This is a genomic window from Pseudomonas sp. MDT1-85 (assembly GCF_054898065.1).
In genome coordinates this window covers 3,159,875-3,172,874 of the sequence record NZ_CM142715.1, presented here as the reverse complement: position 1 = coordinate 3,172,874, position 13,000 = coordinate 3,159,875, and the positions used below count along the sequence as shown (strand labels likewise).

The following is a 13,000-nucleotide window of genomic DNA, read 5'->3' as shown; positions in this document are numbered from 1 at the left end:
CCGGATTTGTTAACCAAAACCTGCTCCACAAGATGTAACACGAGTTAACCGTACCGCCGATCCGCCCGCAGGACCGGGCCGCCGCCGACTGAAACTTTTGCCCTTGGCCACAGGTCACCTGAACATCAATCGACTGACGAGAGCACGACGATGGCACGGGCAATCTGGAAAGGCGCAATCAGTTTCGGTCTGGTGCACATCCCCGTGGCGCTGGTCTCGGCGACGTCTTCCCACGGGGTGGATTTCGATTGGCTAGACAGCCGCAGCATGGAGCCGGTGGGCTACAAGCGCGTCAACAAAGTCACTGGCAAGGAAGTCACCAAGGAGCACATCGTCAAAGGGGTCCAGTACGAAAAGGGGCGCTACGTGGTGCTTAGCGAAGAGGAGATTCGTTCGGCCCATCCCGTGTCGACCCAAACCATCGACATTTTTGCCTTTGTCGACAGCGAGCAAATCCCCCTGCAAAACATCGATACGCCCTACTACCTGGCCCCGGATAAACGCGGCGGCAAGGTCTATGCGCTGTTACGCGAAACGCTCAGCAGAACCAACAAGGTCGCCCTGGCCCGCGTTGTTTTGCACACCCGCCAGTACCTGGCCGCCCTCATGCCGCTGGAATCAGCCATGGTGCTGGTGAAGCTGCGCTGGCCCGCCGAAGTGCGCAGCCTTGCTCAACTGGAACTGGGCAGTGAAGTGACCAAGCCGGATCTGGCCAAAGGTGAGCTCGACATGGCCAAACGGCTGGTGGAGGACATGAGCGCCGACTGGACGCCCGAGGAGTACCGCGACAGCTTCGAAGAAAAAATCATGGCGCTGGTCGAGACGAAGGCTCATGAAGGCAAGATCGAAACCGTCGAAACCGCTACGGGTGAAGAGGAACGCAAGACGGCCGATGTTATCGATCTGACTGAACTGCTCAAACGTAGTCTTGGTGGCAGGGGTGGCGGTAAAACGGCCAGTAAAGCCAAATCTGCTTCGGAGAAAAAAACCACGAAACGGTCTAGTGGCTGACCAGTCACAGTAGCATTCATAAATTATGCGGCGAACATACCGGCCTCTTCGCGGGCAAGTCGGATCGCCGCACCGCCGCTCCCACAGGTTCGGCGGCGTTCGCCGAATTTGTATTCGACGCGGATACTGTGGGAGCGCGCTTGCCCGCGATGGTGTCATGCGCCACACCGCAAAACTCAGATCAAAACAAAAATCGCCAGCAACCCACCAAAAACCGCCCACTTCTCCAGGTAGTAGCGAGTGCGGTTACGCTTCTTGAGCGCTTTGCCGCGCAGGCGAATCTTGTAGATTCTGGCGAACAATCGGTTGATGCCACCGACCTTGTCGCCCGCATCGTTCGGCGCGCCCGCCGCCGCCATCACCGTGCGGCTGAACCAACGATTGAACGCAGCCGCCCAGCGATACTTCATCGGCCGCTCGATGTCACAGAACAGGATGATGCGGTTCTGCGCAGTGGTGTTTTCGGCGTAATGAATGAAGGTCTCATCGAACATCACCGCTTCGCCGTCGCGCCAATGGTAGTTCTCACCGTCGACGTTGATGTAGCAGCCGGCATCGTTCGGCGTTTCCAACCCCAAGTGATAACGGTACGAACCGGCATACGGATCGCGGTGACGGACCAGTTTCGAACCCGGTGGCAGTTCGGCGAACATCGCGGCCTTGATCGATCCGATGCTTTGCACCAATTCAGTGGTGCGCGGGCAGAGCTTTGCGGCGGATGGGTGACTGTCGCCGTACCATTTGAGATAGAAACGCTTCCAGCCACTTTTGAAAAACGAGTTGAAACCAACGTCGTCGTACTGATTGGAACGCTTGATCTCCCCCGCCTTGAGCAGATTCTGGCCTTCGGCGCGAATCTCTTCCCAATGGGCTTGCAAAGGGCTCAAGTCGGGAAAGTCTGCCGGATTGAGATAAGGCTTGTTAGGCGTTTTGGAGAACAGATAAAGGAAGCAATTGATCGGCGCCAGAAACGTCGAGTGGTCGCTTAGTTGGCGGCCTAATTTGTGGCGCACTTTTCCGCGCAAATGAACATACGCGATGGAGATGACATAAATAGCGGCAATGATAAGTTTCACGAAAATCGTCACACGTCAGAAGTGAACAAACTGCGTCCGATGGCGCGTTCTTGAGACATGCCAATGGTCGGCATGGGGATGAAAGCTGGCATTTTAGCCACACTTTGTAACTAATAGTTAACCTTCAACTGTGAAAATGTATAGCGCGGATCGGCCCAGTAATTGGAACCGCTCTCTCGATAGTAGCTTCATGCCATACCACCATTCGTCGCCTATGTAAACTCGGCATCCAATACGCGACAGCCTCTGGCTCAGGCTTTGCAGAAGCGGACGTAGCAGCCCCAGAACGACGTAATTCTGACGCGGCGGCAATTAAATTAACGCTTAGGACTCCAGCGAAACGCTTGGTCAGTCACCGGGAGATGTAACGTGTCAACTCTCAATGAAATCGCAGCGAACCACGCGAGAATGGCTAAGGCAAAAGAAGAAGAGTCGACCGGGCTGAGTGAGCGGCACCTTCAAATAGTGGGAAGTTTCGAAATCCCATCCATTGATGAACAACAGCACATTCCACTGCACCTCATCACCGGAGGGCAGGACAACCACCTCGGACAAGCCACTGGCTACTTGCTCTGAGTCTCGACCTGGTTCAGTCGCCGGTTTGTCGCACGGCTGTTCAGGTCGAGGCGGCACAGGAGGCGCAGCGCCTGGGAAATGTTATTGGTGCCCACCCTGACCAGGTGCTGGCCATTCAGTAATCCATCTGAAACACACCTGGCCGGGCAAGCGGAGCTGACTTTACCCACAGCAGCGCCCAGTGTCCCGAACACAACGCTGAACAAAAATAACACTCGCCAGACCCCGGTTCTGCACAAACCGGGGCCGAACCTTGGAGAAGCCTGCGACACGTTATCGCCCACCGTACAACTGCCGTCACACTTATGCGACAATATGCGCAATGTCTGGCATGAATCCCGCCTTTTTGCCCAACAGCTTGGACACAGCGTCCAGATGCTGCTCTCGACTTATGCGCGCTGGTTGAACTCTAGCGGTGACTGGGGAGAGATGGAGAGAAACTCCAGAATGTCCCAGGTATGGCCCAAGCGCCAAATGCGCAGCTCGCAACCCATTGATAGGTAAAGTAATTGATCTCCACAGCTAACATCACGATGCAGTTCGGCGCCAAGCCGTTATTCGAAAACGTTTCGGTCAAATTCGGCGCCGGCAACCGCTACGGCCTGATCGGCGCCAACGGTTGCGGCAAGTCGACCTTCATGAAAATCCTCGGTGGCGACCTCGAGCCGTCCGGCGGCCAGGTCATGCTCGAGCCGAACGTGCGTCTGGGTAAGTTGCGCCAGGACCAGTTCGCCTACGAAGAATTCACCGTGATCGACACCGTGATCATGGGTCACGAAGAGCTGTGGAAGGTCAAGGCCGAGCGCGACCGCATCTACTCGCTGCCGGAAATGACCGAAGAAGACGGCATGGCCGTGGCCGAGCTGGAAACCGAATTCGCCGAAATGGACGGCTACACCGCCGAATCCCGTGCCGGTGAATTGCTGTTGGGCCTGGGTATCGGCATCGAGCAGCACTTCGGCCCGATGAGCGAAGTGTCCCCTGGCTGGAAACTGCGCGTGTTGCTGGCGCAGGCACTGTTCTCCGATCCTGAAGTGCTGTTGCTCGATGAACCGACCAACCACCTGGACATCAACACCATCCGCTGGCTGGAAAACATTCTGACCCAGCGCTCCAGCCTGATGATCATCATCTCCCACGACCGTCACTTCCTGAACAGCGTGTGCACCCACATGGCTGACCTGGACTACGGCGAGCTGCGCCTGTTCCCGGGCAACTACGACGAGTACATGACCGTGGCGACCCAGTCCCGCGAGCAACTGCTGTCGGACAACGCCAAGAAGAAAGCACAAATTTCGGAACTGCAATCGTTCGTCAGCCGCTTCTCGGCCAACGCCTCGAAAGCCAAGCAAGCGACCTCCCGCGCCAAGGCGATCGACAAGATCCAACTGGCCGAAGTCAAGCCTTCGAGCCGTGTGAGCCCGTTCATCCGTTTCGAACAAACCAAGAAGCTGCACCGTCAGGCGGTCATCGTCGAGCGTATGGCCAAAGGCTTCGACGGCAAGCCGCTGTTCAAGGACTTCAGCTTTCAGGTTGAAGCCGGCGAGCGCGTGGCGATCATTGGCCCGAACGGTATCGGTAAAACCACTCTGCTGCGTACTCTGGTCAACGAATTGACTCCGGATGCCGGTACCGTGAAATGGACCGACGCCGCGGAGCTGGGCTACTACGCCCAGGACCACGCTCACGACTTCGAAGACGACTGCAACCTGTTCGACTGGATGGGCCAGTGGACCCAGGGCGGCGAGCAAATCGTTCGCGGCACCCTCGGCCGCATGCTGTTCTCCAACGACGAGATCCTCAAGTCGGTCAAGGTCATCTCCGGTGGTGAGCAAGGTCGCATGCTGTTCGGCAAGCTGATCCTGCAAAAGCCGAACGTGCTGATCATGGACGAACCGACCAACCACTTGGACATGGAATCCATCGAAGCGCTGAACCTGGCGCTGGAGAACTACCCGGGCACGCTGATCTTCGTCAGCCACGACCGTGAGTTCGTATCGTCCCTTGCCACCCGCATCATCGAGTTGAGCGCCGATGGCGTGACGGACTTCAGCGGCACCTATGACGACTACCTGCGTAGTCAGGGTGTTTTGATGTAAGACGGCTGCAAGCTTCGAATGAAAAGCCCTGTCCTGGTGATGGGGCTTTTTTTATTTCAGATCCAAAACGTCTTGGTGCTGAGACCATCGCGAGCAGGCTCGCTCCCACAGTAGAGCTCCAGTGAACGTAAATTCTGCGTACGCCGTTATCCAATGTGGGAGCGAGCCTGCTCGCGATGAGTCCCTCACGGGCGATAAATGCTGAAGGCTTATGCTGATCTGCCATCCACATCGTTAGCCTGCTTCCTTTTATTCCCCGCCCACGCCATGATGCAGTTCTCCTACCGCCGCCCGCGAACGAGCTCTCATGTCTGTGCAGCAACTGCCCCCGCAAAGCTCCATGGCGATCACCCTGCAGATCGTTTCTATCGTTTTCTATACCTTTATTGCCTTCCTCTGCATCGGCCTGCCGATTGCGGTGTTGCCGGGGTATGTGCACGAACAGTTGGGGTTCAGCGCCATCGTGGCGGGGCTGACCATTGGTTCTCAGTATCTGGCCACCCTGCTCAGTCGGCCCATGGCCGGGCGTATGTCGGACAGCATCGGTACCAAACGGGCGATTGTTTACGGCTTGTCGGGGATTGCGTTGAGCGGCGTGCTGACATTGCTGTCGACGCTGCTGCAAAGTGTGCCGTTGTTGAGCCTGATCATCCTGATCGCTGGCCGTTTGTTGCTGGGCATCGCTCAAGGATTGATCGGGGTCGGCACGATCAGTTGGTGCATGGGCCAGGTCGGTGCCGAGCACACGGCGCGTTCGATTTCCTGGAACGGCATCGCCTCCTACGGCGCCATCGCTATCGGCGCGCCGCTGGGCGTGGTGATGGTCGCTGAGCTGGGGTTTGCCAGCCTTGGGATTGCGCTGTCGATACTGGCCTTGATGGCGTTGCTGTTGATCCGCAACAAACCTTCGGTGCCGGTGATTCGCGGCGAGCGCCTACCGTTCTGGGCGGTGTTCGGTCGCATTGCTCCCTTCGGCGCGAGCCTGAGCCTGGCGTCCATCGGTTACGGCACGCTCACCACATTTATTACCCTGTATTACGTCAGCCTTGGCTGGACCGGCGCGGCTTATTGCCTGACGGTGTTCGGGGTCTGTTTCATTCTGGCGCGACTGTTGTTCATCTCCAGCATCAGCCGTTTCGGTGGTTTCACCTCCGCCATCGCCTGCATGACCATTGAAACCGTCGGGCTGGCCCTGCTGTGGCTGGCGCCCTCGACGGGTTATGCCTTGATCGGCGCGGGCCTGACCGGGTTCGGTCTGTCGCTGGTGTATCCGGCGCTGGGAGTGGAAGCGATCAAGCAAGTGCCCAATTCCAGTCGCGGAGCGGGGTTGAGCGCTTATGCGGTGTTTTTTGACCTGGCGCTGGCGATTGCCGGACCGCTGATGGGCGCGGTGGCGTTGAACCTTGGGTATTCGTGGATTTTCTTTAGTGCGGCGATGTTGTCGGTGAGCGGACTCGGTTTGACGTTGCTGCTGAAGCGCCGCGCAATGGCCTAAGCCTGCCACATATCCCTTGTGGGAGCGGGCTTGCTCGCGAAGAGGGCGTGTCAGTCGACATTAATGTGTCTGACCCACCGCATTCGCGAGCAAGCCCGCTCCCACAGGGGTTCCGGGGAATCTATTGATCTGCGGTTTGCATGCCGGCGCGGGTGGGTTTGCCCAGGGCATGGGTGAAGAACCGTCCGGCTTCGGAAATCATATTGCGGTGAATGTCCTTGCGGTCGACGCCGTCGGCATCGGTGCACAGCGCCGGCATGGCGGCGATCTGTTCTTCGTTGCACGGCGCCAGGAACACGAAGTGCCCTGCCCCGGCCAGCAACTTGAAGTCCGGTGCGGTCGGCAGTTTGCGTGCAAGCGCTGCGGCGTTTTTGTCGAACGCCACCAGTTTGTCGCCATCGCCGCTGTACAGCAGCACCGGCACATGCACGTCGGCCAGGGTATGTCGGCCGAACTTCAAGCTCAGCGGTGCCATCAGCAGCAAGGCATGCACGCGCGGGTCTGCCACTGGCTGCAAATCATCACGATCGACAATCAGTTCGCCTTGCGTGTTGCAGGCATCGTGATCATCCGGGCGCTCCTGGCAATAACGGCGCAGGCGATTCAGATCCGGGGTGGCGCCGGACAGGATCAGCGCAGTTTCACCGCCCGCCGAATAGCCAATCACCCCGACCTGCTGGGCATTGACGAAAGGCGCGAGCATCCGGTCGCCCAAGGTCGCGGTAATGGCTTTGGAAATCTGGATCGGCCGCCCATAAAGGTTGCTCAAGGTGCCGAGACGGCTGTGGTCTTTGGAGTTGTCGCCGGGATGGATCACCGCGACCACCACAAAGCCCTTGCGTGCCAATGAGGTGGCGAGGTCGTGCAGGGCCAGCGGGGTTCCGGTGTTGCCGTGGGACAGCATCAGCATCGGAAAACGTCCGATGGCGACTTTGGTGTTCTCACCCGCTTCGACCGTGTAGCCCTCGAGCGTGCTGAAATGTTCCTTTTCACTGGACGGGTAAAAAGCAATGGCACGCATCGGCCGCAAGTCCAGCGGATCGTGGAAGGTCATCTCATGGAAACCGACGCTCCAGTGAGGATGCGGCGCAGACGCGGCGTGCACCAAACTCAGACTGCCGAGCAGGCAAATCAGTAGCGTTGCACAAAGACGCACCATGGGATGCCCCATCCTGTTACCTGACCACAGATGTTAGCCATCGACTGCATAACCTGGGCCAGAAACGGATAACCGCCAGATACAAAAAACTCCGTACCTGGCCATCACGATGACCAGAATACAGAGTTTCAGGGGTGTTGCCTGAGCTGTTTGACGTCTTTACGCACGCCTTACGCGGCGGCGAACAATTGCTCGCTGATGTGCGCTTGAGCGTCGCTCATGGCTTTGGTGCGCACTTCATCACCGTAGGCCAGACCATGGGCGCGGACGAACTCGATGTCGGTGATGCCGATGAAGGCGAACAGCACTTTCAGATAATCTTCGTGGGCTACGCCGGTTGCCTGGCCAACGTGCAGACCACCGGAGGTCGAAACGATCACCACTTTCTTGCCGCCGCACAGGCCTTCAGGGCCGGCTTCGGTGTAACGGAAAGTCTGGCCGGCCACGGCGATGCGGTCGATCCAGGCCTTGAGTTGGGTCGGGATGGTGAAGTTGTACATCGGCGCGGCAATCACGACGGCATCGGCGGCGAGGAATTCAGCCAGAGCCTGCGCGCTCAGATCGGCTTCGTGCTGTTGCGCGGCGTTGCGCAGTTCAGCGGCGGTGCCGGCGGCGACCAGGGTGGTGGCGGAGAAATGGCTGATGGCATCGGCGGCCAGGTCGCGGTAAGTCACCACAACGCCAGGCTCGGCCGCTTGCCAGGTTTTGACGACTTCGCCGCTCAACTGACGGGAAGCCGAGTTGTCACCCAGAATGCTCGAATCAATATGCAGTAATTTCATGTGGGATCTCCAAGGTGAGGATCGCCACCGGCGATCTGATGGAGACAATCCTACCGACGAAACCAATGGCTGATTAGTCGGTAACAATGCGATAGTTCGTCCCACTGATAGAACAGTCGAGCTTAAATCAATGCAAGACCTTAATGACCTCTACTACTTCGCCAAAGTGGTCGAAGCCGGTGGCTTCGCGGCGGCCGGGCGTTTATTGGGGATTCCCAAGTCGCGGCTTTCGCGACGCATCGCCGAGCTGGAAGATCGCCTGGGCGCGCGCCTGCTGCAACGCACCACCCGCCAACTCAACCTCACCGCCGTGGGCGAGCGGTACTTGCGGCATTGTCAGGCGATGCTGCTGGAGGCCGAGATGGCCGACGAAGCGGTGGCCAGCATGTCCAGCGAACCCCGGGGACGCTTGCGAGTGTCCTGCCCCGTGGGGTTGGCTCACCAAATGCTGCCTGGGGTGATCAGTAGCTTCCTGGAGAAATTCCCTCAGGTTCAGCTGGAGGTCATGCTGCTCAACCGTCGGGTTGACCTGATCAACGAGGGTATCGACGTCGCCTTGAGAGTGCGGGATCTGGGTGATGAAGATCCATTGCTGGTTACCCGCCGCCTGCGTCAGGCCCAAATGCTGATGGTTGCCAGCCCGGCATTTTTGCTCGGACGTCAAATCAATCATCCCGCAGACCTGAAAAACCTGCCCGTGCTCGGCGCTCTGGAAGCCGATCGCATGGTGCACATTCGCATGCTTGATCAACAGGGCAAAAGCTACGACCTGAGCCTCGAAGCGCGATTGGGCTGCGAAGATTTCATCGTGCGCAAAGCCTGCACCCTCAACGACCAGGGCTTTACCATGCTGCCCATGATGTATTGCGAGCAAGAGCTGGAAAACGGTTCGCTGGTGCAACTGTTGCCCGACTGGTCATTGCCGGGCGGCTGGCTGCAAGCCGTCTACCCTCATCGACGCGGGGTGATGCCGGCGGTGCGTGCCTGGATCGACCATTTGATCGAATCATTCAATGTTTGCGGGGACAGACTGTTATGAAAGCGGGACGAATGAGCGAAGAGGACGTCGCGCAATACTGCCTGGCGTTGCCCGGCGCGCGGGAGGATTACAAGTGGGGTGGCGTGCGGGTGTTTTCGATTGCGGGGAACAAGATGTTCGCCTTGCAGAACCTGCGAGGACAGTCCCTGGCTTTCAAGGTCGACAAGGACCTGTTCCTGGGCCATTGCGACCGGCCGGGCATTCACCCGGCGCCGTATCTGGCCCGGGCCCAGTGGATCATCATGGAAACGCCCTACCCGCTGGGCGCCGAAGAGCTGCAGGGCTTGCTGCAACGTTCCCACCAATTGGTGGTGAGCAAGTTGCCCAAGCGCACGCAGGTCGGTTTGCTGCTTTAAGGTGCTTTAAAACAGCGCGAACAGATGAGCGCCAAGAAACAGCTGGTCGATCCAAAACCCCTGATGCATCAGCACGATGAACCAGAACACCAACTGAAACGAGACTTTGCGGGTCTTGTGCCGAAACGCTTGCTGGGCCAGCAAGGCGCCCGGCCAACCACCCGCCAACTCCACCGCGTGCAAGACGTTTTCCGGCGTGCGCCAACTGTCGGCGCGGGCCTTGTGCTTGTCGCTCCAGTACAGGAAAAACGCCAGCACGCTGACGATGCCATAGGCCGCCAGGGGAATCACCGACACCCCGCGCAGCCACAGCGACACCGAGCCAAACAACGGCACTGCGCACAGCACAACGAACACCAGCAGTTTCAGCCGCAGGTTCTGAATGGCGCCCCCGGACTTGCGCCCGGCGTTGTTGCGCGCGCTGGAATCGTTCATGGCTTGACCGCTGTCCAGTCGACCCAACCGAACTGCCAGCTGGCCAGGATCACCAGACCGAACGCAATGCGATACCAGGCGAATGTCGCGTAGCTGTGACTGGCAATGAACAGGAGCAAGCCCCGAACGGCGATCATCGCAAAGATGAAGGCCGTGATGAAGCCAATGGCGAACACCGGAAAATCCGCCGGCACAAACAGATCGCGGTATTTGTAGCCCGAGTACACCGCCGCGCCGACCATGGTTGGCATGGCGAGGAAGAACGAGAACTCGGTGGCCGTCTTGCGCGACAACCCGAACAGCAAACCGCCAATGATTGTCGAACCGGAACGCGAGGTCCCCGGAATCATCGCCAGGCACTGAGCGAAGCCGACTTTCAGGGCGTCTTTCCAGGTGATGTCGTCGACACTTTCAGCATGCACTTCATGCTGACGGCGTTCGGCCCACAACATGACGATCCCGCCCACGACCAAGGCGGTGGCCACGGTAATCGGGTTGAACAGGTACTCGTGAATCAAATCGGCGAAAATCACCCCCAATACCACGGCCGGCAGGAAGGCAATCAACAGGTTCGCGGTAAAGCGTCGAGCGCTGGGCTGCGTCGGCAAACCGATAACCACGTCAAAGATCTTGCGGCGAAACTGCCAGACCACCGCCAGGATCGCCCCGAGCTGAATGATGATGTTGAAGGCCATGGCCCGCTCGCCACCGAAATTGAGCAAGTCCGCCACAATGATCTGGTGCCCGGTACTGGAAATGGGCAAGAACTCCGTCAGCCCTTCTACCACGCCTAAAATCAATGCCTGAAAGGCCGTCCAAAGATCCATCAATCCCCCAAGAAGCAATGCCCCCAGGCATGCTCCGTTAATAATTCATAAGCGTTAACTGCGATCAACCTCAGCTGAATCCCCGCGTGCGCAAGATTCACGCAGAACCGTAAAATTTGCGTGAAAAAAGACTTGGGCTCAGGTTTTTTCGTGCGGGGCCGAAATCCTATCAGACATGCCTCATTTACGCTGCCGCGTAATAGGACCTGAGTCGCATAGGCCCGATCGGCAAAGTGTGGTTGGATGCTGGCGATCGTTTATGACAAGAACAAGAAACCGGAGTAACAGCGTTATGAACAGCTTGCGCAGTGTGTCGATCAGCCGACGCTTGTGGCTCATCTTGATCGTGGCCGTGGTGATGCTATTGACGTTGGGCGTGTTGATGCTCAAGCAGATTCACGAGGACCTCTATCAGGCCAAGGTCCAAAAGACCCAGCACGTGGTGCAGACCGCCAGTGGCATCCTCACCTATTACCACGGCCTGGAAACCGCTGGCACCCTCACCCGCGACGCCGCGCAAAAACAGGCACTGAACGCCGTGCGCGGCTTGCGCTACGACCAGAATGACTATTTCTGGATCAACGATCTGACGCCGGTCATGGTCATGCACCCGACCAATCCGAAACTTGATGGCCAGAATCTCTCGACGATCCGCGACCCCGACGGTTTCGCGCTGTTCAACGAGATGGTCGCCATTGCCAAGGCCAAGGGTGCCGGCATGGTCGACTACCGCTGGCCGAAACCGGGCGCAAGTGCGCCAGTGGAAAAAACCTCCTATGTGAAACTGTTCGAGCCCTGGGGTTGGGTGATCGGTTCTGGCGTGTACATCGATGACATGCAGGCCGAGTTTTATGCGCAGGTCTGGAAGGCGTCTTTCGTGGGCCTGGTGATTGCCCTGATCATGGCATTGCTGGTGATCATGATTGCCCGCAGCATCGTGCGCCCGCTGCAGGAAACCGTGAACGCCATGGCCAACATCGCCAGCGGTGAAAGCGACCTGACCCGCAGCCTCGATACCCACGGCCAGGACGAAGTCACGCAATTGGCCCGGCACTTCAACGCCTTTACCGCCAAACTGCGCCTGGTGATCAGTCAGTTGCAAACCTCCGCCAGCGCGCTGGGCCAATCTTCCAATGAACTGGGCAACGATGCCGCGCAAGCCCAGCAACGCAGCCAGCAGCAGTCCCAGCAGATGGAACTGGTAGCGACTGCGATCAATGAAGTGACCTACGGCGTGCAGGATGTGGCCAAAAACGCCGAGCACGCGGCCAGCGAAATGCGCAATGCCGAGTCTCAGGCGCAACAGGGGCAGGTGAATATCGACGGCAGCTTGCAGCAGATCGACAAACTGTCGTCGACCATCGATCAAGCCGTCGAAGTGATTCGTACCCTGGCCGCCGAAAGCACACAAATCGGCAGCGTTCTGGAAGTGATCCGCTCCATCGCCGAGCAAACCAACCTGCTGGCCCTCAACGCCGCCATCGAAGCCGCCCGGGCCGGCGAGCAAGGCCGCGGGTTTGCGGTGGTCGCCGACGAAGTGCGCCTGCTGGCCCAGCGCACTCAGAAGTCGACGGCGGAAATCCAATCGATGATCGAACGCCTGCAAAGTCATTCCGAAGCGGCGGTCAAGGTGATCGGCGACAGCAGCCGTGCCTCGCAACTGACCATCGAGCAGGCCGGCCTGGCGGGCGCCAGCCTGAATGCCATCGGCCAGGCCTTGCGCAACCTCAACGGGTTGAACGCATCGATTGCCAGTGCGACCTTGCAACAGGCCCACGTGGTGGAAGACATCAATCAGAACGTCACCCAGGCCGCCGGGTTGTCCCACAGCACCGCACTGGCGGCCGAACAGTCGAGCGTGGCGAGCGTTCACCTCAAGGAACTGAGCGAGCAATTGAACGGGTTGCTGAAGCAGTTTCGGGTGTAACTCCGTCCCAGCATCCGGCATTGCCCCCTGTAGGAGCGAGGCTTGCCCGCGAAGAACGCACCGCGGTTTTTCAGGTACTGCGCGTCATCGTTCTTCGCGGGCAAGCCTCGCTCCTACAGGGATTACATTTGATTGACTGGCATTGGCAAGCCCCCTCTTCCCCACAACAAGCCCATTGCCCACAATCCGGGTACAATTCGCCCCCCTCTTTTTTACGA

Annotated in this window: 12 protein-coding genes and 1 pseudogene; 8 read left to right on the top strand and 5 right to left on the bottom strand. The window is 58.6% G+C overall.

Annotated elements, in window-relative coordinates; genetic code table 11:
* Window positions 1-150 precede the first annotated feature (150 nt).
* Window positions 151-1,011 (top strand): non-homologous end joining protein Ku, encoded by an 861-nt coding sequence (gene ku, locus ACYZT2_RS14285; protein ID WP_461964893.1) that lies wholly within the window; start codon window positions 151-153, stop codon window positions 1,009-1,011.
* A gap of 176 nt (window positions 1,012-1,187) precedes the next feature.
* Here ku and lpxO read toward each other — a convergent pair whose 3' ends face one another.
* Window positions 1,188-2,087: a lipid A hydroxylase LpxO gene (gene lpxO, locus ACYZT2_RS14280; protein WP_461964891.1), complete on the bottom strand. Its 900-nt coding sequence runs from the start codon at window positions 2,085-2,087 to the stop codon at window positions 1,188-1,190.
* Between the two features lie 369 nt (window positions 2,088-2,456).
* Here lpxO and ACYZT2_RS14275 point away from each other — a divergent pair, with 369 nt between their 5' ends.
* From ACYZT2_RS14275 to ACYZT2_RS14260, 4 genes and pseudogenes are all read left to right on the top strand, one after another.
* On the top strand, window positions 2,457-2,663 hold the full coding sequence (locus tag ACYZT2_RS14275; RefSeq protein WP_095054913.1) for a hypothetical protein: 207 nt from the start codon (window positions 2,457-2,459) through the stop codon (window positions 2,661-2,663).
* 253 nt (window positions 2,664-2,916) lie between these two features.
* A pseudogene (locus ACYZT2_RS14270) lies at window positions 2,917-3,167 on the top strand (hypothetical protein); the annotation flags it as partial.
* A gap of 5 nt (window positions 3,168-3,172) precedes the next feature.
* On the top strand, window positions 3,173-4,762 hold the full coding sequence (locus ACYZT2_RS14265; RefSeq protein WP_461964888.1) for an ABC-F family ATPase: 1,590 nt from the start codon (window positions 3,173-3,175) through the stop codon (window positions 4,760-4,762).
* A 307-nt stretch (window positions 4,763-5,069) separates the two neighbouring features.
* A complete protein-coding gene (locus ACYZT2_RS14260; protein ID WP_461964886.1) occupies window positions 5,070-6,257 on the top strand; it encodes an MFS transporter in 1,188 nt (395 codons plus the stop codon).
* A gap of 121 nt (window positions 6,258-6,378) precedes the next feature.
* Here the strand turns inward: ACYZT2_RS14260 and ACYZT2_RS14255 are convergent, their stop codons facing one another.
* Both ACYZT2_RS14255 and ACYZT2_RS14250 read right to left on the bottom strand, forming a co-directional pair.
* Window positions 6,379-7,416 (bottom strand): alpha/beta hydrolase family protein, encoded by a 1,038-nt coding sequence (locus ACYZT2_RS14255; RefSeq protein WP_461964884.1) that lies wholly within the window; start codon window positions 7,414-7,416, stop codon window positions 6,379-6,381.
* A 170-nt stretch (window positions 7,417-7,586) separates the two neighbouring features.
* The gene (locus tag ACYZT2_RS14250) at window positions 7,587-8,198 is read right to left on the bottom strand and encodes an FMN-dependent NADH-azoreductase (RefSeq protein WP_461964882.1); all 612 of its coding nucleotides are present in this window, start codon (window positions 8,196-8,198) and stop codon (window positions 7,587-7,589) included.
* A 130-nt stretch (window positions 8,199-8,328) separates the two neighbouring features.
* Between ACYZT2_RS14250 and ACYZT2_RS14245 the strand changes: the two genes are divergently transcribed.
* Entirely contained in the window at window positions 8,329-9,237 is a 909-nt protein-coding gene (locus ACYZT2_RS14245) for a LysR substrate-binding domain-containing protein (RefSeq protein WP_461964880.1), read from the top strand.
* Window positions 9,234-9,593 (top strand): MmcQ/YjbR family DNA-binding protein, encoded by a 360-nt coding sequence (locus ACYZT2_RS14240; RefSeq protein WP_461964878.1) that lies wholly within the window; start codon window positions 9,234-9,236, stop codon window positions 9,591-9,593. The genes ACYZT2_RS14245 and ACYZT2_RS14240 overlap by 4 nt, the downstream gene beginning before the upstream one ends.
* A gap of 6 nt (window positions 9,594-9,599) precedes the next feature.
* Here ACYZT2_RS14240 and ACYZT2_RS14235 read toward each other — a convergent pair whose 3' ends face one another.
* Window positions 9,600-10,028 (bottom strand): DUF1294 domain-containing protein, encoded by a 429-nt coding sequence (locus tag ACYZT2_RS14235; RefSeq protein ID WP_461964876.1) that lies wholly within the window; start codon window positions 10,026-10,028, stop codon window positions 9,600-9,602.
* Window positions 10,025-10,855, bottom strand: coding sequence for an undecaprenyl-diphosphate phosphatase (locus ACYZT2_RS14230; protein WP_447790577.1), 831 nt, complete (start codon window positions 10,853-10,855; stop codon window positions 10,025-10,027). The genes ACYZT2_RS14235 and ACYZT2_RS14230 overlap by 4 nt, the downstream gene beginning before the upstream one ends.
* A gap of 292 nt (window positions 10,856-11,147) precedes the next feature.
* On the opposite strand from ACYZT2_RS14230, the gene ACYZT2_RS14225 reads away from it, so the two are divergent.
* Window positions 11,148-12,782 carry a methyl-accepting chemotaxis protein gene (locus ACYZT2_RS14225; protein ID WP_461964872.1) on the top strand — a complete coding sequence of 545 codons (1,635 nt, stop codon included), beginning with the start codon at window positions 11,148-11,150 and terminating at the stop codon, window positions 12,780-12,782.
* The last annotated feature ends 218 nt before the right edge of the window (window positions 12,783-13,000 follow it).

Coding starts and splice junctions, on each gene's coding strand:
- ku (WP_461964893.1), top strand. CDS start 151: ATGGCACGGGCAATCTGGAAAGGCGCAATCAGTTTCGGTCTGGTGCAC.
- ACYZT2_RS14260 (WP_461964886.1), top strand. CDS start 5,070: ATGTCTGTGCAGCAACTGCCCCCGCAAAGCTCCATGGCGATCACCCTG.
- ACYZT2_RS14255 (WP_461964884.1), bottom strand. CDS start 7,416: ATGGTGCGTCTTTGTGCAACGCTACTGATTTGCCTGCTCGGCAGTCTG.
- ACYZT2_RS14250 (WP_461964882.1), bottom strand. CDS start 8,198: ATGAAATTACTGCATATTGATTCGAGCATTCTGGGTGACAACTCGGCT.
- ACYZT2_RS14245 (WP_461964880.1), top strand. CDS start 8,329: ATGCAAGACCTTAATGACCTCTACTACTTCGCCAAAGTGGTCGAAGCC.
- ACYZT2_RS14240 (WP_461964878.1), top strand. CDS start 9,234: ATGAAAGCGGGACGAATGAGCGAAGAGGACGTCGCGCAATACTGCCTG.
- ACYZT2_RS14235 (WP_461964876.1), bottom strand. CDS start 10,028: ATGAACGATTCCAGCGCGCGCAACAACGCCGGGCGCAAGTCCGGGGGC.
- ACYZT2_RS14230 (WP_447790577.1), bottom strand. CDS start 10,855: ATGGATCTTTGGACGGCCTTTCAGGCATTGATTTTAGGCGTGGTAGAA.
- ACYZT2_RS14225 (WP_461964872.1), top strand. CDS start 11,148: ATGAACAGCTTGCGCAGTGTGTCGATCAGCCGACGCTTGTGGCTCATC.